This window comes from Acetobacter sp. KSO5 (assembly GCF_044094635.1).
In the GTDB taxonomy this organism is placed as follows: domain Bacteria; phylum Pseudomonadota; class Alphaproteobacteria; order Acetobacterales; family Acetobacteraceae; genus Acetobacter; species Acetobacter cerevisiae.
On the sequence record NZ_CP172014.1, the window covers coordinates 672662 to 693558 of the forward strand.

Annotated in this window: 23 protein-coding genes, 2 tRNA genes and 1 riboswitch; of the genes, 17 read left to right on the plus strand and 8 right to left on the minus strand. The window is 56.7% G+C overall.

The genetic code is table 11. The features are described from left to right. Window positions 1-20 precede the first annotated feature (20 nt). From ACHQGU_RS03105 to ACHQGU_RS03145, 9 genes are all read left to right on the plus strand, one after another. Window positions 21-254, plus strand: a complete 234-nt coding sequence (locus ACHQGU_RS03105; protein WP_395495837.1) for a hypothetical protein — start codon at window positions 21-23, stop codon at window positions 252-254. 73 nt (window positions 255-327) lie between these two features. Further along, window positions 328-2835 carry a hypothetical protein gene (locus ACHQGU_RS03110; RefSeq protein ID WP_395495838.1) on the plus strand — a complete coding sequence of 836 codons (2508 nt, stop codon included), beginning with the start codon at window positions 328-330 and terminating at the stop codon, window positions 2833-2835. A 13-nt stretch (window positions 2836-2848) separates the two neighbouring features. Further along, complete coding sequence (locus tag ACHQGU_RS03115) at window positions 2849-3355, plus strand: hypothetical protein (RefSeq protein WP_395495839.1); 507 nt, start codon at window positions 2849-2851, stop codon at window positions 3353-3355. Next, entirely contained in the window at window positions 3352-3783 is a 432-nt protein-coding gene (locus ACHQGU_RS03120) for a cell wall hydrolase (protein WP_395495840.1), read from the plus strand. The genes ACHQGU_RS03115 and ACHQGU_RS03120 overlap by 4 nt, the downstream gene beginning before the upstream one ends. Window positions 3784-3785: 2 nt before the next feature. Beyond that, window positions 3786-3956 (plus strand): hypothetical protein, encoded by a 171-nt coding sequence (locus ACHQGU_RS03125; protein WP_395495841.1) that lies wholly within the window; start codon window positions 3786-3788, stop codon window positions 3954-3956. After that, window positions 3949-4263, plus strand: a complete 315-nt coding sequence (locus ACHQGU_RS03130; protein WP_395495842.1) for a hypothetical protein — start codon at window positions 3949-3951, stop codon at window positions 4261-4263. The genes ACHQGU_RS03125 and ACHQGU_RS03130 overlap by 8 nt, the downstream gene beginning before the upstream one ends. 12 nt (window positions 4264-4275) lie before the next feature. Continuing rightward, window positions 4276-4611 carry a hypothetical protein gene (locus ACHQGU_RS03135; protein WP_395495843.1) on the plus strand — a complete coding sequence of 112 codons (336 nt, stop codon included), beginning with the start codon at window positions 4276-4278 and terminating at the stop codon, window positions 4609-4611. Window positions 4612-4614: 3 nt separating this feature from the next. Further along, window positions 4615-5163 carry a hypothetical protein gene (locus tag ACHQGU_RS03140; protein ID WP_395495844.1) on the plus strand — a complete coding sequence of 183 codons (549 nt, stop codon included), beginning with the start codon at window positions 4615-4617 and terminating at the stop codon, window positions 5161-5163. Window positions 5164-5256: 93 nt separating this feature from the next. Then, on the plus strand, window positions 5257-5652 hold the full coding sequence (locus ACHQGU_RS03145) for a hypothetical protein (RefSeq protein WP_395495845.1): 396 nt from the start codon (window positions 5257-5259) through the stop codon (window positions 5650-5652). Between the two features lie 220 nt (window positions 5653-5872). Here ACHQGU_RS03145 and ACHQGU_RS03150 read toward each other — a convergent pair. The 3 genes from ACHQGU_RS03150 to ACHQGU_RS03160 form a co-directional block, all read right to left on the minus strand. Further along, window positions 5873-5948 (minus strand) — tRNA-Asn (locus ACHQGU_RS03150). A gap of 297 nt (window positions 5949-6245) precedes the next feature. Beyond that, window positions 6246-6322: transfer RNA gene (locus ACHQGU_RS03155), tRNA-Arg, on the minus strand. A 157-nt stretch (window positions 6323-6479) separates the two neighbouring features. Beyond that, window positions 6480-7907, minus strand: coding sequence for an ArnT family glycosyltransferase (locus ACHQGU_RS03160; RefSeq protein WP_395495846.1), 1428 nt, complete (start codon window positions 7905-7907; stop codon window positions 6480-6482). Window positions 7908-8153: 246 nt separating this feature from the next. On the opposite strand from ACHQGU_RS03160, the gene ACHQGU_RS03165 reads away from it, so the two are divergent. Both ACHQGU_RS03165 and ACHQGU_RS03170 read left to right on the plus strand, forming a co-directional pair. Further along, window positions 8154-8606, plus strand: a complete 453-nt coding sequence (locus ACHQGU_RS03165) for a hypothetical protein (protein WP_253557394.1) — start codon at window positions 8154-8156, stop codon at window positions 8604-8606. 9 nt (window positions 8607-8615) lie between these two features. Continuing rightward, window positions 8616-9167, plus strand: a complete 552-nt coding sequence (locus tag ACHQGU_RS03170) for a GAF domain-containing protein (RefSeq protein ID WP_395495847.1) — start codon at window positions 8616-8618, stop codon at window positions 9165-9167. A gap of 9 nt (window positions 9168-9176) precedes the next feature. Here ACHQGU_RS03170 and ACHQGU_RS03175 read toward each other — a convergent pair whose 3' ends face one another. Then, complete coding sequence (locus tag ACHQGU_RS03175; RefSeq protein WP_395495848.1) at window positions 9177-9428, minus strand: hypothetical protein; 252 nt, start codon at window positions 9426-9428, stop codon at window positions 9177-9179. Between the two features lie 199 nt (window positions 9429-9627). Between ACHQGU_RS03175 and ACHQGU_RS03180 the strand changes: the two genes are divergently transcribed. Next, on the plus strand, window positions 9628-10032 hold the full coding sequence (locus ACHQGU_RS03180; protein WP_395495849.1) for a hypothetical protein: 405 nt from the start codon (window positions 9628-9630) through the stop codon (window positions 10030-10032). 61 nt (window positions 10033-10093) lie between these two features. Then, window positions 10094-10441, plus strand: coding sequence for a DUF3147 family protein (locus ACHQGU_RS03185; RefSeq protein WP_395495850.1), 348 nt, complete (start codon window positions 10094-10096; stop codon window positions 10439-10441). A 24-nt stretch (window positions 10442-10465) separates the two neighbouring features. Here ACHQGU_RS03185 and ACHQGU_RS03190 read toward each other — a convergent pair whose 3' ends face one another. Beyond that, entirely contained in the window at window positions 10466-10909 is a 444-nt protein-coding gene (locus ACHQGU_RS03190) for a CHRD domain-containing protein (protein WP_062144252.1), read from the minus strand. A gap of 117 nt (window positions 10910-11026) precedes the next feature. After that, window positions 11027-11218: a hypothetical protein gene (locus ACHQGU_RS03195; RefSeq protein ID WP_395495851.1), complete on the minus strand. Its 192-nt coding sequence runs from the start codon at window positions 11216-11218 to the stop codon at window positions 11027-11029. Window positions 11219-11338: 120 nt separating this feature from the next. Then, window positions 11339-11551: riboswitch (cobalamin riboswitch) on the plus strand. Between the two features lie 49 nt (window positions 11552-11600). On the opposite strand from ACHQGU_RS03195, the gene ACHQGU_RS03200 reads away from it, so the two are divergent. The 4 genes from ACHQGU_RS03200 to ACHQGU_RS03215 all read left to right on the plus strand — a co-directional run bounded on the left by ACHQGU_RS03200 (window position 11601) and on the right by ACHQGU_RS03215 (window position 17053). After that, window positions 11601-13832: a TonB-dependent receptor gene (locus ACHQGU_RS03200; RefSeq protein WP_395495852.1), complete on the plus strand. Its 2232-nt coding sequence runs from the start codon at window positions 11601-11603 to the stop codon at window positions 13830-13832. Between the two features lie 168 nt (window positions 13833-14000). After that, window positions 14001-15257 (plus strand): DNA (cytosine-5-)-methyltransferase, encoded by a 1257-nt coding sequence (dcm, locus tag ACHQGU_RS03205; RefSeq protein ID WP_062144243.1) that lies wholly within the window; start codon window positions 14001-14003, stop codon window positions 15255-15257. A gap of 42 nt (window positions 15258-15299) precedes the next feature. Continuing rightward, window positions 15300-15722 carry a very short patch repair endonuclease gene (locus ACHQGU_RS03210; RefSeq protein ID WP_395496370.1) on the plus strand — a complete coding sequence of 141 codons (423 nt, stop codon included), beginning with the start codon at window positions 15300-15302 and terminating at the stop codon, window positions 15720-15722. Beyond that, on the plus strand, window positions 15719-17053 hold the full coding sequence (locus ACHQGU_RS03215) for an MvaI/BcnI family restriction endonuclease (RefSeq protein WP_395495853.1): 1335 nt from the start codon (window positions 15719-15721) through the stop codon (window positions 17051-17053). Before ACHQGU_RS03210 ends, ACHQGU_RS03215 begins: the two co-directional genes overlap by 4 nt. 179 nt (window positions 17054-17232) lie before the next feature. On the opposite strand, the gene ACHQGU_RS03220 is transcribed toward ACHQGU_RS03215, so the two are convergent. Next, window positions 17233-19428: a TonB-dependent siderophore receptor gene (locus tag ACHQGU_RS03220; protein WP_395495854.1), complete on the minus strand. Its 2196-nt coding sequence runs from the start codon at window positions 19426-19428 to the stop codon at window positions 17233-17235. 120 nt (window positions 19429-19548) lie between these two features. Further along, complete coding sequence (locus ACHQGU_RS03225; protein WP_395495855.1) at window positions 19549-20868, minus strand: S41 family peptidase; 1320 nt, start codon at window positions 20866-20868, stop codon at window positions 19549-19551. Between the last annotated feature and the right edge of the window lie 29 nt (window positions 20869-20897).

Below are 20897 nucleotides of genomic sequence, written 5' to 3' on the forward strand. Positions count from 1 at the left end.
TTTTATCTATTGGTGCGGCAGTGACGTCTGAATCCCAAAGCGTGCTGTTGCTTCATGACGGAAGTCCGCTTCTCAATAGCTCAACAACCACCACGGCCTACCTCTCAGACCTCATTCTGCCGTCTGGCGATCGTCTTCTCGACACAACCGGAGACCCATTGGGCATTGATGCGGTTGACGTGACGACTGAGGTGTTCGGGCCTCTGGCACTGACCAGCCGAACTACGCGTACCGATATCCTGCTGATCGCCTGATCTGCTCTCAAAAAATTATCTGCATTCAACCGGCCCTTGAGCCGGTTTTTTTGTGCCCAAACGAGGACAAAAAATGTCTGGTTCAAACACGACTTCTTCCGGAACCCCGATTTCTGATCTCCCTCTTGCTTCGTCCATCGCTCCCTCAGACACCCTGCTTGGCATAGTGGGGGGCGGTACAGCATCCGGGGGAAACGCGCATCAGATTAGTGTTGGAATACTCGGAAGCGCTGTCTCCTCTGCTGCCGGCATCCCGGACGCAGTATCGTCCGCCACTCAGGCTGCCACACAGGCAGATGCAGCAGCCCTGAAAGCGTACGGTGCCGCCGGGAAGGCAGTTCAGGATCAGGCAGGCGTTGCCGGCGGCGTTGCCCAGCTTGACAATAAGGCGCAGCTCTATTTGCAGAACCAGAGCGCACTGGCGGTAACGCCTGCAACGCCCGTGACCAGCGGTGCCGCTGCAGTGCCCGCCATGCTAAAGCCGCTATTGCCGATGCACCCTGATGCAGTTGTTGGGGGGCAGGACACGCCTCTGGGCGATGCGGTCAAAATGGCAGCTGGGTCTGTGCAGGCTGCGGGTGGGGACGCCACCAACACGACCGTTACGGCAGAGGGGGGTATAGTAGCGCGCACACCCGGCATCCGTGCCGCTGACAATATTGTTGTCCACGATTACGGGGTGGGTGGCGTTTCCACCCCATCAGATGTTGCTGGGATTATCGCTGCTGATGCGCAGGGAGCTAAAACGGGCGGCAAAATCCTTCGTGTAGCACCCGATGTGGATGTCCTTGGGGATGCGTCAACGGCGCTTGCTGCAGCCAATCATACAGTGATCCTTGGCAATAAAGATCAACGTATCCTGAATGCACCCCGCCGCGCTGTGCATCCCGACCACTACCCGTCTGCATCCATGTTCCCGCCGACGATCAAGGCTCGGCACCTGACCAATTTCCTAAATGCATGCATTGAGGCCAGTAAAACCGGCGGGACCGTGCGTATTGGCGTGATGGGAGACTCTATTGATTCTATTGCGACGTGTGCGCGAACGCCTGTTGATCTGCCGTGGGAGCTGCTGTGTGATGCAGTCCGCAAAGCATGGCCAAATGTAAAAATTGAGAGCTATAACTGCGCGATTGGAGGCATGACATGGAATAGCATGAATTCCGACGATACGCCTCCAAACCCGTGGAACCCCGGATACGCCGACTATACGAGTTGGAGAAAATACGTTGCCAGTCTGAACCTCGATTTTCTGCTCTTGTACTCTGCCGGCAACGACGGGCGCGGGATTGATGTTACGGCTATGCACGATCTCGTGCAGTTTTTTGAGGGGCAATCTCACGTCCCCAGCATTATTTTCGGGGTTACGTATCAGCCTTCTCTGGGCAGTAGCACTCTTGATTATTGGGATGTCGGGATACAGGAGGGGATTGATTTCGCTGCGCAGTACGTCCGCAGCTACGCGCTGGCCAACGATTACGGCTATCTGGATTTTGGGCGCTGGCACGCAATGTGCCGAGACGGGTTTGATCCGACGGTTATTAGCCTTTCGCGGCTCGCCCCTAACGGCACAACACTGTTGGATTGGGGAACGCCGTTTAACTTAGCGGCAAATCAGGACTATGATTTTCCTGATGTGACGTCCGTTTACAATGTTGATGCCAATTACTGCACAGATTGGGCCGTAACATTTAGTCTCGACCCGCTCCCTAACGTGTTCGATTTCCAGTGCTCTGGGGCACAGGCCATATGGGGGCAGCCCGGTGCAAACCCCGTTTTTGTGTTATTTAACGCTGGGGATAACGTCGTAATACGTATCCAGCACCCCTACGGCGGCACGACAGATTACGACACCGGAGTACCTATTCCGACCGTTGCCGCTGGTGCTGCGTGGGGCCTGCATATGGGTGTTGCGCTCAAAGGCACGCGCCTGCGCATGAGCCTGTGGTCACCGCAGAGCGGCATCCCTGACCCCAGCACCTTAGAAGACAACATGTGGATGGAGAAGGGTATGATCACGATCTTTGATCGCCATATCGAACGGTGCGGTGCGCCATATGCTCCACATTTCTCGTTTGACGGGCAAGCATACAAAATGGCTATTCACAGCCTTTTGGTTGCAGATAGCACCAAGATCAACCCTGATCAGCAGCGTTATAAGCCTATCGTTACAGACAATGAGCTTTACGAATTTACGGACGCTCATGGCGGCTCTGACGCCTATCACCTCAACTCTGAGGGTACGCGCAAAATCCTCGGTCCTGTTATCTACGCTCAGGATTGGGCACCTGATGTTGCAGCAGCCCCGCAGGTTGCCAGCGTTGCTGGCCGTACCGGAGCGGTGCAGTTAACCGCTGCGGATTTGAATCCAGTAGACGGCTGGCAGATCCTGGGTAATGTTCAGGCCCAGTCTATAAAAGCGGGTGATTACATTGCTGGCGCAAAATCCGTAACTGCGTGGGATGCCCCTGCCCTTGGGGAGCAGCCCACCATCACAGGATCGAAACCAACTGACCCTATTGTGCAGCAGTTGCTGGCTGTGGTCACGAATTGCGGATTTGCCAAAGACGGCACTACATAATCCGGGAAATCTGATGATAGAAACACAGAGCGGCGGAAACGTCGCGGCTAATGATGACCTGCGCGAAATCGTTGGGGGTCACGAGGTACGCCTTGCTGCGGTTGAGCGGCGGCAGGATGCAACTGACGGAAAGCTGGACGGCATCAGCAAAGATCTGGCGACGATGCGGGCAGAGGAGAATGCCCGCACTGTGGCCACTACGGCGGGGATAGCTCGGCTGGAGACGCGGGTTTTTGATCTGGTAACCCAGCTGGCCAAACTAACGGGCGCGCAGGAAAACCAGAACCGGCTGGCCGAAGAGAATCTGCGGCGCTGGCGCACACGGTCAGTGGTTGTGGGGATTGTCTGCACGATTGCGGCCGCAGCAGGTGGCACGATCCTCTCCAGCCAGACATGGGACGACTACCTGTTCGGCAATGTCGGATTCCTGCACCACCACCATGTTCCTGCCCCGACGCCGCCAGCCCAGCAGCAGCCAGCGGCCTATGTCATTGCGCCCCGAAGTTGGGAAAAATCATGACCATCACACTACCAATCACTGACCCGGTGCAGGCAGCAGCCCGCACGGCATGGGGTGAGGCGCGGGGCGAGGGATCGCGGGGGATGCAGGCTGTCCTGAATGTCATCGGCAACCGGGCCGCGCATCCGGGTTGGTGGGGGCATGACGTAGCCGGGGTGTGCCAGGCCTATGCGCAGTTCTCTTGCTGGGATGCGACCGACCCCAATCGCGCCAAACTCCTGACCGTCACCAATGCAGATCCGCAATTCCGTGAGGCTCTAGTTTTGGCCGGCTGCCTTATGGCTGACCATCTACCAGATCTGACCGGCGGGGCTGACCACTATTACGACCGCCGGGGGGCCACGCCGTATTGGGCAAAAGGCGCATTTTACCGATGCACCATTGGCAACCATGCCTTCTATCGCCTCGGGCTGAACGGGAAGGGTTAAGTATGTTCCTGACAGAAAAAGAAATGGAGCACATTGCCAAGCGCACGGCGGACATCGTTCTGGCTGAGCTCCGCCGCTCCATCCACCGCAGCCCGGACGGCAACCTCACGATTGAGGTGGTCAGGATCGACACGCTTCCGGCGACACTCAAGGGAGGTGCCTCTCATGGCTGACGCCCAAACCAAAAAGGCCGTCGCGGTTAATGCGGCCAAGATCGGGGGCATCACTGCGGTGGTGCCCCTTTTGTTTTCTGCCATCCCGGAGCCGTGGAGTTCGGTGGTTGCTGGCGTGATCCTTGTCTGTGGCGGGATTGCTGCAGCAGTCCCCGCACCCCCGGTCGGGAGCAAATGGACGCTCCCTTACAAACTGGTCTCCGTTATCGGTCTGAACTTCGGCTGGGCCGCCAACCACCTCGGGGCGCGGGTCAATGCGTCTCAGGGCGCAGTCGCACCCACCAATACTACCAACCCCAAAAATTGACTGGAACCCATCATGACGACTGACCTCACCGTCACCAATTCCGCTGCCATCACGCCTCTGGTCACCGCTGGGGAAGGGTTGGTTACAACCATCACCGGCAAGCCCCTGACCGATAACGCGACCAAGATCACCAGGGGCATTACGTCCGTGCTGGATGGCCTGCTGCCCGCCGTGGCGGAGCGCGTCTCCTTTGATCTGGACGGCGTGCTGGCCGGGGTGACCGAGGCGTTGACCGGCGCCAACAAAGCTGTCGTCGCGGCCAAAAGCAAAGTGCCTGCGGAAGCAGTGACCGCAACGCCCTCTGCGGACAACCTCAATCAGCCCGCATCCTCTCAGGCCGGAGAGTAAGACATGATCCAGTCCCGCCGTAATTTTCTGCGTTCCGCTGGCATGGTGGCCGCCGCCAGCGCGCTCACCGCCTGCACGGTCACGACCAGCGGCAAAACCACCACGCTGACCCTCAATACCGCCAAGGTCAAAGCCTACGGGCAGGCCGGGATCAATGCGGTCGCGACGATTCTCAGCATCACGGCTGTGTCCACTGCTATGGGCACGCCTGCCGTGGCCGCGATTGAGGCCGCTGGGGGCGCGCTGTCCGTCTCGCTTTCTGCCTTTGCAACCCAGACCAACGGCAGCCTGACGGTCAGCTACGACAACACGGACGCCAAAACCCGGATTGATACGCTGCTGGTAGATCTGAACAATGCCGCCGTGGCGCTCAGGGCCGGGCTGGTCGCCGCTCAGCAGACCGTCACGAACAGCGTTGTGAATACGGCCATCACCACCTTCAATGCGCTGCTGACCGTGATCGACGCATTTGAGGGCATGCTTGGCATCAGCCTGACCAGCGTGTCCGGCACGCAGGAAGCGACGGCGCTTTCCACTCTGGCGGTGAAATGAGCGGCTTTGAATGCGGCCTGATTCTTGGAAGCCTCGGCACTTTGGTGTTGGGGTCTGGGCTGGCGGTGCTGATGGCGTGGGGGAGGCGGCGCAATGACCCATTTGGGTAAGGCCGGCCTTCTGGCCACCATCCTACTCTCCGCCTGTTCCAGTCTCCCAACCCGCGCCAAACATGACCTGATCGGCATGGGGCGGGCGGACCTGATCGCATGCGCCGGGGTGCCGGACAACCGGGAGACCTTGCCGGATGACGAGGTGCTGGAGTGGCGGCAGGACCAGCAGGTGCAGGGGCCGCTGACGATCAAGACTCCGTTGTCTCTGGAGCTGGATATTGGCGGCCACGGGACGTGCCACATGGTTGCGCGGTTACAGGCCGGGCGCGTGGCTCAGGTGGAATATACCGGACCGAGTGCTACGCTGGCGGGGCCTTATGCCGCTTGCCGGTCGCTGGTGTTAGCGTGCGAGAAAAGGGCGCGGGCGGCGCAATAACTGAGTGTTGCTGGCTATCGCGCCTCATCCATCTTATGGCGGATCGAACTCTTGGGGAATGCCAAATGGTTGACGGGCTTCCACCGTCTGCCTGCGTCCTGAGTTGTCGCAGTCTCCGTGCTGCACAGTGTAGCGCGGTATGCCGTCCTCTCCCGACAGTCACGCCTCAGAGTCTATTTGATGCACTACATCATACGCTCATGTTGACCGGCGTTCGCACTGGCTGGGTTAGCAGGGCTCGAACCTGCGACCGGACGATTAACAGTCGTCTGCTCTACCAACTGAGCTATAACCTATCACGTTGCTGCGGGCCGGGCTTGATACCGGCTCTTTCGGCACCACTCGCCGTATGCTGTCTCCGCTTGTTCCCAAATCCGTGTCACCGCTTGCGCAATGTGGGGCAGTGCATTCCGTTGTGGTTTTTCCCGTGCGTGTCCATCCACGCCGCCGCAGCCATATGAGTATAGTACGGGCTGGGGGTAGGGTACAAGAATTTTCAAGCCCATCTGCCCACGAGCAAATTGGCAAACTCCAAATCAAGATTGGCAAACTCACGTCTTAACTTGTTGTTTTTACTATGTTTTTAAGGTGGTTGGTGGACCCGAGAGGATTCGAACCTCCGGCCTTCAGATTCGGAATCTGACGATCTATCCAACTGATCTACGGGTCCTTGGGCTTCTCCCTAGCGCAAAGGCAGGGGGGTTGCCAAGCCTGTATTGCGGGGGAGGGGTAAATTCCCTGCCTAACCGCCACAAACAGGCCGGAACGTGCCCTTCACAGTCCCGGCAGATCACCTCGAATCAGCCAGGTCTTCCGCCCTTCTGCTCTTAGTCCCGGTAAAATAAATCAAACCGGTCTCCCTTGGAGACCAACGCACATCCGTCACACGCCCCCGCGTCTTTATCGCGGATGACCAGCGTATGCGGTTTGCTCTCATCTGGGCCAATATGGATGGCGGTTGGCGGGACGGGCAGGTAGGTGAGCAGCGCAGCATAGTCGTCCTGCTCAATCACGCCCTCCTTTTGCACATTGGTCATCGGCATCCAGGCCGCGGCCTGAAGCTGATAATAGAAAGTCGGAAGTTCAAGAGCCTTCGTCCGCTGCCAGGATGTGGAAAAGGACATCACAAAAAACACCGCTGCCAGGCCACCAGCCACTGTTTTCAACGCAGGCCGCAGTTGCGCAAAGGCGTAGGTCATCAGCACGCAGAGTATCGGGTAAGCTGGAAATGTGTACCAGAACAGGCGCGTCTTTGCCGCCGTAAACATCCCGAAAACAGACAATACGGCCACAGCCAGAATCAGCATCTCGGCCTTTAACGCACTCGGTATGCCAAAGCGAAACCGGGCGGCTCGCAACCGCGGCCACCAGCAAGCCGCTCCAAAGGCCAGCGTCAGAAATCCAAGCTGCCAGAGCAGATCAGGATAATCGTGCACAAAGCTCGTTATATAAAAAGAAGGAGGGTTATGGTGCCCTTCAATCTGTATGCCTGTTCGTTTGAGCAGGTCGTATGTCACCATACGTTGCGGAAATTTTGGACCATCCTCATAGATCCGCACCCCAACCCACAGCAGGATGGGGGCCAGACCACACAGCATGCCCTTAAATGGCAGGCGAATAGAGCGTTCCGTCAGCACACACGTCAGCGCCAGCGGCGGCAGCAGTGTCAGGGCATGCCAGCTTTTGCTCAGAAAACACAAGGCGGCCAGTACGCAGGCAAGGCAGAAGGACAGGCTGGTGCGTTTCAGGCACAGCAGGATGCAGAACAGGTAAAACGTGCAGTAAAGCGCATCCGCATCCACCACACGAAAACTGTGGGCGGTAAGAGCCTGTGACCAGATGGAAAAAAGCGTGATGGCGTAAAGCCCTTCCACGCGTGAGAATTTGCGTGCCGCAAACTGGTAAAGCCCCAGAACAATCGCCACAAATCCCAGCAGGGAGGGAAGGCGTGCCGCCATCAGTCCCTTACCAAATAGCTTGACGGACAGAATAATCGGCAAAAAACTCAAAACCGGCTTCAGGTTCCAGTAATCTTTTTTGCCCTGCCAGTAGTTGACCACATAGTCATGCCGGAAAAGCATCTCATAAGCCGAGCCAATATGCCGGGCTTCATCCCATGGTTCGATGCTCTGAGAGCCAAGATGGTAAAATTCCGGAAACAGAATCAGGCCAAACAAAACAATGGCGAAGGAACGATACAGAAAAGAGCCAAGACGTCCCCTGTTCTGTGCCAGTAAAGGCGGCTCATAAGACATGGAAAAAGACGACCTGCTCAAAAGAAAAGGGTGCAGCCAAAAGAACTGCACCCTGTCTTAAGTCTTTCGAGCCCCTTCAGGCAACAAGCAACACCCTCTCAGCCGCCTGGTAATGCACCTCCCCGCATCCAGCCTCCTGGCATCCCCCCACCCAACGCAGAGCAGCCCGCCCTTGCCGCGTGCTGATGTCTGTCCTTATTCTGTCCTCCTCACTGCCGTTTGGCAGATACCAAGAGGACCAAGCCTATGCTGAAACTTCGCCCTGTCTTTCTGGCCCTGACCGGCTGTCTCGCTCTGTCCGCGGCTCTGCCGCAGGCGCACGCGGCGCAGGCTCCTGCGTCCGGCGTGCTGACGGTGCCAGCCGGTCCTGCCCCGATGACAGCAGCCACCGCAGCGCCCGGCGTGCTGGATTATGATGGCATCCCCACGGTGGAACATGCGTCGGCGGAAAACGTTGGCGGTCTGATGTATTATTGTGACGCCCATAAACTGGTGACGGACACTACCGTTCGCACCCTCGGCCGCCAGCTCGCCAGCCGCGAGGGTATACGCACCAACCCGGCTTACGCATGGGGCGGGCAGGGGCGTCTGATGCTCAGCCCGACCGTGATGTTTGACATCACAACCCTCAACCGGGACCAGCAGGAAGCCGTCTGCAGCCGCTCCGCTCTGCGCGGCCCGGCGCTGCTGGCTCAGTAAGCGCACACCATGAGCGCCCCGGCCTATCGCCTCACCCCGGAAGATCTGCTCTCCGCCGCCACCGGTCTGCTGGCGGCGGAGCAGGACCCTCTGGCCAATATGGCTAATCTGGCTGCCCTTATTTTTGAGGCGCTGCCAGATCTCAACTGGGCCGGGTTCTACCTCTACCGTCCGCACGCAACAGCACAGGCCACGCTGTTCACGCTGGCCTCCGCTGTACCGTCCGGACAGACAGAGGCGTCTGCGTCACAGGGTGAACTGGTCCTCGGCCCCTTTCAGGGCCGTGTGGCCTGCACGCGCATTGCGATGGGGAAGGGGGTTTGTGGCACCGCCGCCCAGACCCGCACCACCCAGCGCGTGGCGGATGTGGATGCGTTCCCCGGCCATATTGCGTGTGATGCCGCTTCGGCGTCTGAAATCGTCATTCCGCTGGTCGCACAAGGCCACCTGCTCGGCGTGCTGGATCTCGACAGCCCGCGCAAAGATCGGTTTTCTCCCGCAGATCAAACTCTTCTGGAAACGCTGGTCACAACGTTCCTCGCAACACTGCCCGCCGCCTGACGTCGCCTTTCAGGCAAAGCATTGGTCGGTGGTTTCATCCGGGCTTTTCTCGGTTTTTTCGGAGGATGCGCCGTCCGGTTCATGCGTGTCTGTGTGAGCCGCCCCGGCGTTCCCTGAGGCCGTGGTGCCTGACGTCTGTGCAGCAGCCTCAGTCTCCGGGCGCTCAACCCGTTTGGAGCGGGGGTTCAAAATACCCCGGGAAAAGCGAGACCCATGCAGGAAACCAGACCCTGCGCGACTGGTGTCAAAGGGGCGTCTCATAACGGCCTCCTTATTTTTTTCATTTTGTTATCTTTTAAATATGGGGTGCCGCACCGCTGAATAAAAGGGCACCGTCAAAGAAAGACCTGTTCTTCTGCGCAAAGGGGACGCAAGCGGGCGCACATTGTCTCCGCAGCACTCTTTCGATACATTTACAGGGAAATCTGCCTCATTATCTGGCAGAAGAAAGGAAATAGAGATGCGTCGATTGATCACTCTGAGCGTTCTTGCCGCTCTGGCTGGCACAACAGTTACCGCCGCACAGGCGGAACCGGGCGGCTGCCTGAAATACGGGGCTGTGGGCGCTGTCGGCGGCCATGTCGCCAATCATGGCGTTCTGGGTGCCGTGGGGGGCTGCGTCACCGGCATGTATCGCCGCCACGTCTATCGTAAGGAAGCCAGGCAGAAGGCTGCTCTGTATGATCAGGAGCATCCCGGCGCAAAAGGCACCTACGCCCAGAAGGCCACAGCGTATGATGTGGAACATTCTACCCAGCCCGGCAAACTGACGTCCGAAGGTGCCCCGCAGAACGGCGCACAGCCCGGCCAGATGCCGCCGCAGGGGCAAGCTGCTCAGCCCCGGCAGGGCGACACCCACCTCTAAAATCTGCCAGCCCCTCCGTCAGCTTTTCAGCAGGCGGAGGGGTTCTGCACCGGAAAGAACGATGTTTTTCTGGCTCAAGGCCCTTCTCTCCGGGCTGACCATTGCTCTGGTCTCCTCGCTCGCCCGCCGCTACCCCGGCCTTGGCGCGCTGGTGGCCTCTCTCCCCCTTATTTCCGTCTTTGGAATGATCTGGCTCTGGCTGGAAACCAAAGACCCCGCCCGCATGGAAGCCCATGTGGGGGCCACGTTCTGGTACGTGCTGCCATCCCTGCCCATGTTCCTGCTCATCCCGTGGATCATGCGGCATGGCGTGCCCTTCTGGCTGGCATTAGGCGCCGGCTGCGGCGTCACCATCCTGCTCTATCTGGGCATGGTCTGGCTCGCCCCCAAACTCGGTATTCAGATGTAGTAAACCTTGGGTGTTTCTCAAGGACTATTCACTCTTCCCCAACCACGCCCGCGCCTCACCATTCGGATATTTCTGGGTATGCAGGTTCAGGTAAATACGCCCATCCAGCAAATCCCGCTCCGTCTCCGTGCTCAGCATCACACTGCCACTCAGCGGGCTTTTATACGGGCCGTGCACCGTCACTTCCGGCGGCCCATCCTTGCCGGGCAGGGCAGGGCCGTGCAGATGCGCAATCGTCACCGGGCCACTCAGCCCGTCCCATGTCACGGTATAGCGCAGCACATGCGCCCCGGCGTAATAGAGCGCCACCACATTCCCATGCACCTGCGCAGGCGCGCCATGCTCCGGCGCCAGGGTGCCAGAAAACAGCATGCTACGCTGGGCCTGTGCCGGGGCGATGAACGCACCAGCCGCCAGCAGGCCAGCAGCCAGCGCCATACTCAAAACCGGTTTGCGGGGCAGGGTCATCACGGCAGGGTCCTCATCACGTCAGAAAGCACGCTGCATCCGGAACGCCGGATGCCATCACCTGCCTGAAACGCTCAGGATAAAAGGCCGTTGCCTCCGCTCACACAATGTGAACGGTTATTCAAAATCCCGTATCACGCCCTCATGGTCCAGCGGCCGGTCCGGCGTGCGGCTAAAATGCACACGCGGCTGCGTGCCATCCGCCTTTATTTTCTGGCGCAACGTGGCCAGCCAGCGTTCCGTCGCGGTCTCCCGCTGGGTGGAGGGAGAGGAAATTTCTGGTCCGGGACGGGAAGACTGAGGCATCATCTTGCTCACAAGCAGAAGGATTTCACGCCTCCTTCCTACACCGGCCAGCGCCTGCCAGCACGTGATGTTTTTTTGAAATCAAGGCACCCATACCCTTGACCCACCCAAAGCCCATCCCCTACCTCTGCGGCTGTCGAAGGTCTCGCGCAAGCGAGTGAAAAGGGAACGCTGAAGGATCCGGCTGGGCGCACAGGCCCGGGGTTCAGGCAGCGGCTGCCCCCGCAACTGTAAACGGTGCGCTGATGCATCACGCCACTGGCCCCATAACGGCTGGGAAGGCGCGTCAGACAACCCCCGTGAGCCAGGAGACCTGCCTTCGTCGCTCAGTCATGATAGCCGGACGGGGTGAGCCGGATATCGGGGAACAGTTATGGGTCACGTTGTGTCTCCGCGTCCTGTCCGGCGCGGACGCTCTCCGTTTATCGTCGCGCTCCTCTGCGCCTCTGCCTTCACCACCACCGCACACGCCGCACCGTCTGCAAAACCTACGCCATCCAAAGATGCAGCCCGCCGCGCCTCCCCGGTCACGCCTCCCATCACGCCGGCAGATTCCCCCCAAAAACTCATCGGCCACAAAACAACCGAGGCCCACGGGGAAGAGCATCTTCAGGTCATCGCCTCACATACAGATCCCATTGGCCGCGCGCTCACGGCCAGTCAGGGCAGCATTACCGCCAAGGAACTCCGCCTGCGCCCGGTTTACCGAGTGGGGCAGTTGCTGGAATCTGTCCCCGGTCTGGTCGTCACCGCGCATTCGGGCGAGGGCAAGGCCAACCAGTATCTTCTCCGCGGCTTCAATCTGGACCACGGCACAGACCTTGCCAGTTTTGTGGATGATATCCCGGTTAATGAACCCACCCACGCCCACGGGCAGGGCTATACAGATGTCAATTTCCTCATGCCGGAACTCGCACAGGGCATCGACTACACCAAAGGCCCCTTTTACGCGGATGTCGGGGATTTCGGCGTCGTCGGGTCCGACCATATCCGCTTAACGGATGACCTGCGCGGGCAGGCTTCTGGCAGTCTCGGCACACTGGGCGACGAACATGCGTTTATTGGCGATACAGCGCACTTCAAAAATGGCGATAAACTGCTTGGTGCTTTCTCAATCGACCACCTCAATGGCCCGTGGGCGCACCCGGACAACTTCCGGGGCATCAAATCCGCCGCGCGCTACACCCACACCACAGAACACACCAAATTCAACCTGACCGGCCTGTATTACCGAGGCCAATGGAACAACACGACCGACCAGCCTCTGGAGGCCTACCAGAAAGGCCTCATCAGCCGTTACGGCTCTCTGGACCCAAGCGACGGCGGCTATTCCGAACGGTTCAGCGTTTCCGCGCATCATGTTCTGCATAACGATAACTGGCAGCTCAAAACATCGCTTTACGTCGTGCATAGCCGCCTGACTCTATGGAACGATTTTAGCCATTATCTGAACGACCCCATCAATGGCGATCAGGAACAGCAGGACGAAACCCGCACCACCTTTGGCGGCACATCGGCATACCAGCGGCACGACACCTTCCTGCACCGCGCTACAGACACCATTTTTGGCGTACAAGGCCGCTGGGACAGCATTTATATCGACCGTCGCCACACCCGTCAGCGCAAAGTCCTGCCCGACTGCCCGGATAGCAGCGTGCCCACCGGCCAGTATGTCTGTAATGCGGATAACGTCTCACAAGGCAATGTCGGTCTGTTCGGCCAGAACATCACCCACTGGCTGCCCTGGCTGCGTACCGTTGTCGGCCTGCGTGGCGATTATTACGGCGGCTCAGATCACAGCCTCGTTTCCGGTTACAGGGGCCGTGTGCATCAGTGGCTTTTTCAGCCCAAAGGCAGCCTGATTTTCGGCCCGTGGTATAAAACGGAATTTTATATCAGTGCCGGGCAGGGCTATCATTCTAACGATATCCGCGCCGTCCTCGGCACCGTGCCGACTGATGGCATTGCCAACGGTGCCATCGCCACCCCCTTCATGACCCGCGCCACCAGTGAGGAACTGGGCGTCCGTACCAACATCATCCCAAAACTGAACCTGCAGGCCGCCTTTTTCCGCATCGATTTCAGTTCAGAACTCACCTACGACGCGGATGAAGGCGTGAACGACGCCGGCGCTCCCAGCCGCAGGCAGGGGTTTGAACTCTCCGGCCAGTATCACCCGCTGCCCTGGCTGGAACTCAACGCAGATATTGCCTCCACCCACGCCCGCTATTTTACCGGAAATCCCGGCCTCTATGGCCTGCCGGGGCGCTATGTGGCCAACGCCCCTAACTTCATCGGTTCCTTCGGCCTGCTGGCGGATCACCCCAGCGGGTTCTTCGGCGGAGTGCAGTTCCGCTGGCTCGGGTCCTACCCCTTAATCGAAGATAACTCCCTGCGCTCCCACGGCTATAAGGAAGTGAACATGGATGTCGGCTACCACATCACAAAATACCTTCAGGTGCAGGCCAGCATCTACAACCTGACCAACACCCACGCCTCCGCCTCCCAATACGCCTACGATTACCGCATGACCCCCACATCCCCCGTCGAAACCGGCGCCACCTACCACCCCCTCGAACCCCGCTCCGCCCGCTTCTCCGTCACGGCAAATTTCTGAAAAACGGCCTGTCTTTGTCTGGCTGGGTAAGCTGGTCGTTGTGTTCCGCTTGTGCCTCAGGCCACGCTTCGCAAACGGGTTTCTTCCCAGGGAGAACATATGTGGGCCATTATGCTTGAATTCTGGGTTCGTGAGTGACATAACGTCACAAAATGACCCAGAGGCGTTATGTCTGAGAACGAATTTTCCATGCTGCGTGGCCAGACAGGCCTGACCGTTGAAGAGCTTGCTGATGTCCTCGGCTACAGTAAGCGGCAGGTTTATCGCTGGGAAAATGGCGAGAGCGAACCGCGTTCTGCAGCCGTAGGCATGTTGCGCAACCTTGCAGGCAAGCAGGGTTCAGGCGTCACGCAAAAGCGTTTCACATTTATTGATCTGTTTGCGGGGATCGGTGGTCTGCGCAGGGGGTTTGAGACCATTGGAGGCCAGTGTGTGTTCACCTCAGAATGGAATAAATTCGCCCAGCAAACTTATATGGCAAATTACAGGGATAACAGACCGGTAGCGGGTGACATCACGCAGGTTGAAACGTCTGAAATCCCCGACCACGATGTTCTGGTGGCTGGTTTCCCCTGCCAGCCGTTTTCTATTGCAGGTGTTTCCAAGAAAAACTCCCTGGGTCGAAGCCACGGCTTTGCCTGTGAAGCGCAGGGAACACTATTTTTCGATGTCGCCCGTATTCTCAAAGATAAACGTCCCGCAGCCTTTCTTCTGGAAAATGTTAAAAATCTTAAAAGTCATGATAAAGGAAGGACTTTTGAGGTTATTCTTAAAACGCTGACAGAAGAGCTCGGATACCATGTCTGGTCCCGTGTTATTGATGCACAGCATTTTCTCCCGCAACATCGGGAACGCATTGCAATTGTGGGTTTCAGGGAGGATGTTCCTTTTTCGTGGGATGATCTGAACCTCCCGGAAAAAAGTTCTGTGCGTCTGAAAAATATTCTGCATCCCGAAGATGGTTCAGAAGACCCCGAGGAGCCCTATACGGAAGGCTGTCAGGGGCAGGTTAACCCGAAATATGTTCTGACAGATCACTTGTGGACCTACCTCCAAAATTATGCCGCTAAACATAAAGCTGCCGGGAACGGGTTTGGGTTTGGACTGGTAGGGAGAGAGGATGTTGCCCGCACCTTGTCAGCACGTTATTATAAAGACGGATCTGAAATCCTTATATCGCGTGGAAAAAACAAAAATCCACGCAGGTTGACCCCGCGTGAATGTGCGCGTCTGATGGGTTACCCGGATGATTTCCGTATCCCGGTGTCTGACACGCAGGCTTATAAACAGTTTGGAAATTCCGTTGCTGTCCCTGTTTTTGCAGAAGTCGCACGGATTATGCAGCCCCATATTGCAGCTCTGATGGATCAGAATGCTGCCCCCTTTGTCAGAAAGAAAAAGGCCTATCAGGCGGACCTTTTCTAAAGCGCTATGGACGTTCACGATAAGGCAACGCGCAGCCGCAATATGGCGGCGATACAGGGCAAGAATACCCGCCCGGAGCTAATGATCCGTAAAGCCCTGCATGCGGAAGGCTTTCGGTTCAGGCTTCACCGGCGGGACCTTCCCGGTAAGCCGGATCTGGTTCTGCCGCGCTTTCATGCTGTTATTTTTGTGCATGGCTGTTTCTGGCACCATCATACCTGCCATTTGTTTAAATGGCCTGCCACACGTCCTGAATTCTGGCAGAAAAAAATAGGACGGAATGTAGAAAATGACGCCAGAGCCCTGGAGCAACTGCAAAAAGATGGCTGGCGTACAGCTATTGTATGGGAATGTGCTCTTAAGGGAAAAGCCAGACTTGACCCTGCGGTTATTGTGCAGACGCTGTCATCATGGTTACACTCTGATAAACAGACACTTACCGTTCAGGGAAAGTCAGCAGAATGATAGAGTCTCTGGCACAGCTACAACAGCTTATGCGTCATCAGGGTGCCGTTCGCCTCTATGCAAAATCTCTTGCAAAAAATGATAATTCAAAAAATCAGGTTTATCTTGGAGGAGGATTTTCAGCTCTTAATATTATTCCACATGGCGATATTTATAATGACTCAGATATCAGGGCAGGGAGTAAGCGGGATCGGGCTAAGGCACCTGTCAGATTTTTCTGGGTTGATGAGAGCGGTCGCTATCAGGCTCCCGATGCCACTCTGATTCTTTACCCTAAGTATCCGGAAGTTCGTATCTCGGGTTTTTTAAAGGGGTGTAGTAAGGGCCCGACCGATCTTATGAGCTTTCCTGCTGTGGAAAAACGAGTTCTCTTTTTTGGAATTTGTGCCAATGGCGATGTTCTGGGTCTTGTTGTGCCACCTGAAAGCACCTTAGCGCAGGAAGTCAGAGCCCGAAACTGGGAAGAGACCGGCGTTTTCTTAGAAATTTCTCTAAATGAAAATGCTGAACAAACAAGTACGAAAAATATTCTTCTTGCTCACTTAAAAGCGCTTTATCTGCGGAACTGGATCAGTTCTCAGAAGCTGAGCGCAGATGGTGTTAAAATGCCATATTCCGCCAGAAATGGCGGTGGCTACACGCTTGAGGCTGAGCTGGGGATCACTCCAAACGGCTACTCTGAGCCCGACTTTATGGGATGGGAAGTCAAGCAATATGGTGTTGCTGATTTTGAAAAATTTTCAGCAAAAAGTCCTGTCACCCTGATGACGCCGGAACCAACTGGCGGCATTTATAAAGAGAAAGGTGCTGAAAATTTTCTCAGAGCCTACGGCTATGCAGATCAGTCGGGTAAGGAAAACCGGATTAATTTCGGGGGGATTTATACCTGTCATCGTTCTTTCCATAATATGACCGGCTTACGAATGGTTCTGGAAGGGTATGATCAGGAGAGTTCAAAAATCACCGATATGCAGGGAGGGATACTTCTCCTTGACCGAAACGATAAGATAGCTGCCAGCTGGAGTTTTAGTGGGATAATGGCGCACTGGAATCGCAAACATGCCCAGGCAGCCTATATCCCTAGCCTTTTTCGTAATCCTCCGCCGGAATATGCGTATGGTGCCCGTATTCTCTTATGTGAGGAAACAGATTTCCTTTTGTTTCTGAAGGCACTCTCCGCTGGCATCGTGTATTATGACCCCGCTGTCAAAATGGAGCAGGCGGACACAGTGAAACCGATTATAAAGCGCCGCAGTCAGTTCCGTGTCAAACATCCGCAGGTCACAAAACTTTATCATCAGCACGAAATAAAAAACCTGATTGATAAGTAAATATTTTCTAAATTTATTTAAGTTGCGTTTTGCTTCACGCAAAGCCGCCGGAAAACACGCAGCGACTGTAAGGGGGAACCGGTAGTCACAATCACAGAAACCGCTTAGTCCAGATTCCGGGGTGTGGCTTCTGGCTGAACAATCGGCTTGCTGGTGCGAGACGCTTCATGGCTCACACACTACCAGCGATAAGCCAGCGTCACAAACATGGCGCGCCCGGGAGCCCACGCACAGGCAACATTGCGCGTGCAGATGGCAACATAGCGGCTGTTGGCAATGTTTGTGCCGTTGAGCTGGACTGACGCCCGTTTGTAATCAACATGAGCCACCACATCGCCCACCAGCTGGCTGGGCACAGAAAATGTTTCAGGCAACGCCCCCGCCGTGTTCCCTGTATAGCGCAGGCCTCCTCCCACGCCGGCCACAAGATCACGCCAAATCTGAAAATCCTTTTTCAGGAAAACGGACGCCATGTGGGAGGGTACTGCCACCGGACGCTGGCCAATTTGTGCGGTGGTTGTGGATTTTGTGATTTTCGGGTCCTGATAGGTAAAGGACGCAATAAAACTGATGTTCCACGGCAGGCGTCCCATGCCTTCAAACTCAAACCCTCTGGTCCGTTGTTCACCGGCCTGAATATCATAGGTTGAATCAACAGGGTCAGGTGTCAGAATGTTGGTCTCAACAAGATCAAAAAAATCCGCTGTCAGCATAAAATGGTCACCCCATGGCATTTTTTGGGATGGCTTATATTTCAGACCCGCTTCAATCTGCCGCCCTTTTGTCGGCAGGAAAGCCGTATTCAGGCGCGTTGTGCCCACCTGCGGCTGGAATGATGTCGCATAGGACACATAGGGTGACAGACCATAAGGTGCGGAATAGAGCAGGCCAGCACGGCCCGTAAACGCGTTGTTGTTTTGCGGTGTGTGCTGAGCCGTCAGGTTATCCACCGTCATGCTTTCGGTAAAATCTCCGCGCCCGGACAGGGTTAAATGGAAGTTCTTCCAGTCAGCCTGCTCCTGCGCATAAATGCCGGTCTGGCTTTCTGTCTCGTTCGTGTTGGTCGTTGTGCCATAGGTCGGCCAGGTAATGGCGCGGTAAACCGGCGCATAAAGATCGAGTGAGGGCGCTGTGTTCTGGCCGCGACGGTTCGCCAGAAAATCACTGCGGAAATCAACACCAACCAGAAGTTCATGCTTAACAGGCCCGGTTTTCAGCTTGAGGTCAGACCGGGTATCCAGCGTCACATTATTATAATTGGCTGATTGCAGCAGGGCGCGTCGCGTAATGGTTCTCTGATCGCTGGAAAGCGCCTGCGTTGTCACAAACCGATAATCCAGATCCAGATGGGCGTAGCGCATATTCTGGGTTATGGTCCAGTTCGGAAGAATTTTTCGTGTAAAACTATAACCAATCGCGGCCTGTCGTTTGGAATAAACGTCGTAATCTGCATCGCTTGACAGAAAATTACGGGCAATCCGGCCATAGCGTGTTGCTGTTACTGTCCCGGCTGCGGGCAGGAACTGCGCCGTGGACCCGGCATCCAGTTGTTCAAAACTGGCAAGAATGGTGAAATCCGTCTTGTCATCCGGCTTCCATCTCAGGGACGGGGCGACATAAATCTCATTATTTTTGATATTTTTCGCATAAGTATCTGATTTTCGGATCAACCCATTAAAGCGCCACATCAGGGTTTTTGACGCATTGAGCGCTCCCCCGATATCAGCCGCTCCCTGAGCCCGGCTGTAAGCTCCCGTCTGAAAAGAGAGCTCGTTTTTCTGTCCTGCATTCGGGCGCTTGCTCACGGCATTTATAATACCGCCAAGCTGCCCGGACCCATACAGAGCGGATGTTGCACCGCGCAGAACATCCATTTCCTCCAGTCCCCAGGGTTCAATGCTGAACGACTGTGACGAGGCCGCATCCGGCGTGCGTGTGCCATCCAGATAAATGTCGGGTGAGAAGCCCCGGATCGTTCCAAAATACCCTCTGGGGTCATCCTTGGACCCATAATCGGATACCCCCGCAGAATACCGCACAGCATCCGAAACGCTGCGGGAATTCAGAATAGCCATTCGTTCCTGCGTAATGACCGTAATGTTCTGAGGCGTCTGCTCAAGCGGCGTGTCTGTTTTGGTCGCGGCAAATCCACTCCGTGCCAGCAAACCATGCCGTGAGGCCGAGACATCAATAGTCTCTTTTTTATCGGGCTTTTTCTCACGAGACGGCTGCCGTGCAGGCTGCGCTTTCTTATCCTCCACAGGCTCAGGGCTTTGCAGCGAGGGCGTGTCTGGTGCTGGCGCAGCAAAGGCCTGCGCAGCACAAAACAGCAAAGCAGGGTGTGTGAGGGCAACAAAACGAGCGAAGCGCTGCATGGAAAGGGTTGATCCCCAGCAAAAAGCAAGAGACTTTTAATACGGTCTCTAACAGATTGCCTCCTTAATGCACTTGCAACTCATTATCAATAAAATCTTTGGTGGAACGGTTTAGCTCCCTTACAAACCTTGCCGCACCCACGCTTCCGCCGTCCGCTCAGCCTTGTCAGGATCAGCTTCCACCCCATCCGGCTGCACCGGTCCCTCATACCGCTTGCCCGTCCGGTCCAGTTCAAATTTTGCGGCCACTGCCAGTATCCCCCCATCGGGCAGGGCAAAGCTCTTGTTCCCACTGGTCTGCCCATGCGTCGCGGTTCCAAAAAAGCGCGTGTTGGGTCGCCCTTTCAGCGCAATGGCAACTGCTTCCCCCGCGCTGGCGGTTTGCGGGCCAATCAGAACCGCTACAGGCACACGGGACAAATCCGGTCCGCCGTCCTGCGGAGCCACACCCTGCGCCACAGCCCGCCAGGGGGCAGAGCGTTTCCCCGTTCGGTCTTCAAAAAAGCCCAGATCCCCATTGCCGAGCAGCGGCCTCAAAGCTTGCAGCATTGGCCACATATTGCCGCCTCTGTCATGGCGCAGATCCACAATCCACCCGCGCATGTCAGGAGCCTGCGCAAAAATCTGCTGCCCGGTGCGGGAAAAATCTTGCATTCTCTTAGCAGAATGAGACGTCAAAGCAGGGAGAGAAATCTTTCCAACATCAGAGCTGATTTTCGTAAAGACGGGCATCTGCTCAGGCTGCGCCTCCAACCTTTGTGCTGTAGCGGGGGGCATCACAAAACTATGCCCGTCATGCAGGTCAGCAAGCAGACGCCTTATCTCGGCATAAAGATCCTCAGCCGAGCCCGCTCCTGCCAGTTCCAGCAGAGGTGGCGTGCGGCTTTCCCAGTCAATCAGGGACGCATGCAGCGCATGCGTGCGGATGGCATTTATCGCAAAAGTTATGGTCTGCACAGCAACAGACTGACCGTTATTCTCCCCCTGCGCGGGCTGGGCAGGTCCCATATGCACCCCGCAGGCACGCACGGTCCCCGGTCCACGCAACAGCACACCATAAACAGCCCGCGAGGCCTGCGGCGGAACCCACATCGTTATCTCCTGCACACCGGTCACACTTTGCCCACGCACCAGGTTCTTTTGCGTATTTCTAAACCCGATCTGCTTTGTGCCGTCATACAGCGTCAGCCACAGACCAGCGCCCGCCTGCACATCCTGCACGCTCAGTTGCGCACGCAGGCGCAACACCTTGTTCTGCAAAGCATCTGTTGAAAGCGCAGTCTGCGTCACAGCATATTGCGTCGGACTGGCGGTGGCAGAGTGCAGCACCACCGCTTTTTCTCCATCCGGGCAGGGTGCCCCCTCAGACAACGCAAACTGATGCTGCGGGTCAAACAGTTCCCACTGCACGGGGTTCGCAAACCCCTGTGTTGGACCCATCAAAACCCCACCTGCACCCACCAGAAGAA

Coding starts and splice junctions, on each gene's coding strand:
- ACHQGU_RS03120 (WP_395495840.1), top strand. CDS start 3,352: ATGACCATCACACTACCAATCACTGACCCGGTGCAGGCAGCAGCCCGC.
- ACHQGU_RS03215 (WP_395495853.1), top strand. CDS start 15,719: ATGATAGAGTCTCTGGCACAGCTACAACAGCTTATGCGTCATCAGGGT.
- ACHQGU_RS03170 (WP_395495847.1), top strand. CDS start 8,616: ATGAGCGCCCCGGCCTATCGCCTCACCCCGGAAGATCTGCTCTCCGCC.
- ACHQGU_RS03115 (WP_395495839.1), top strand. CDS start 2,849: ATGATAGAAACACAGAGCGGCGGAAACGTCGCGGCTAATGATGACCTG.
- ACHQGU_RS03130 (WP_395495842.1), top strand. CDS start 3,949: ATGGCTGACGCCCAAACCAAAAAGGCCGTCGCGGTTAATGCGGCCAAG.
- ACHQGU_RS03135 (WP_395495843.1), top strand. CDS start 4,276: ATGACGACTGACCTCACCGTCACCAATTCCGCTGCCATCACGCCTCTG.
- ACHQGU_RS03160 (WP_395495846.1), bottom strand. CDS start 7,907: ATGTCTTATGAGCCGCCTTTACTGGCACAGAACAGGGGACGTCTTGGC.
- ACHQGU_RS03145 (WP_395495845.1), top strand. CDS start 5,257: ATGACCCATTTGGGTAAGGCCGGCCTTCTGGCCACCATCCTACTCTCC.
- ACHQGU_RS03175 (WP_395495848.1), bottom strand. CDS start 9,428: ATGAGACGCCCCTTTGACACCAGTCGCGCAGGGTCTGGTTTCCTGCAT.
- ACHQGU_RS03210 (WP_395496370.1), top strand. CDS start 15,300: ATGGCGGCGATACAGGGCAAGAATACCCGCCCGGAGCTAATGATCCGT.
- ACHQGU_RS03220 (WP_395495854.1), bottom strand. CDS start 19,428: ATGCAGCGCTTCGCTCGTTTTGTTGCCCTCACACACCCTGCTTTGCTG.
- ACHQGU_RS03165 (WP_253557394.1), top strand. CDS start 8,154: ATGCTGAAACTTCGCCCTGTCTTTCTGGCCCTGACCGGCTGTCTCGCT.
- ACHQGU_RS03190 (WP_062144252.1), bottom strand. CDS start 10,909: ATGACCCTGCCCCGCAAACCGGTTTTGAGTATGGCGCTGGCTGCTGGC.
- dcm (WP_062144243.1), top strand. CDS start 14,001: ATGTCTGAGAACGAATTTTCCATGCTGCGTGGCCAGACAGGCCTGACC.
- ACHQGU_RS03225 (WP_395495855.1), bottom strand. CDS start 20,868: ATGGGTCCAACACAGGGGTTTGCGAACCCCGTGCAGTGGGAACTGTTT.
- ACHQGU_RS03185 (WP_395495850.1), top strand. CDS start 10,094: ATGTTTTTCTGGCTCAAGGCCCTTCTCTCCGGGCTGACCATTGCTCTG.
- ACHQGU_RS03180 (WP_395495849.1), top strand. CDS start 9,628: ATGCGTCGATTGATCACTCTGAGCGTTCTTGCCGCTCTGGCTGGCACA.
- ACHQGU_RS03195 (WP_395495851.1), bottom strand. CDS start 11,218: ATGATGCCTCAGTCTTCCCGTCCCGGACCAGAAATTTCCTCTCCCTCC.
- ACHQGU_RS03110 (WP_395495838.1), top strand. CDS start 328: ATGTCTGGTTCAAACACGACTTCTTCCGGAACCCCGATTTCTGATCTC.
- ACHQGU_RS03140 (WP_395495844.1), top strand. CDS start 4,615: ATGATCCAGTCCCGCCGTAATTTTCTGCGTTCCGCTGGCATGGTGGCC.
- ACHQGU_RS03125 (WP_395495841.1), top strand. CDS start 3,786: ATGTTCCTGACAGAAAAAGAAATGGAGCACATTGCCAAGCGCACGGCG.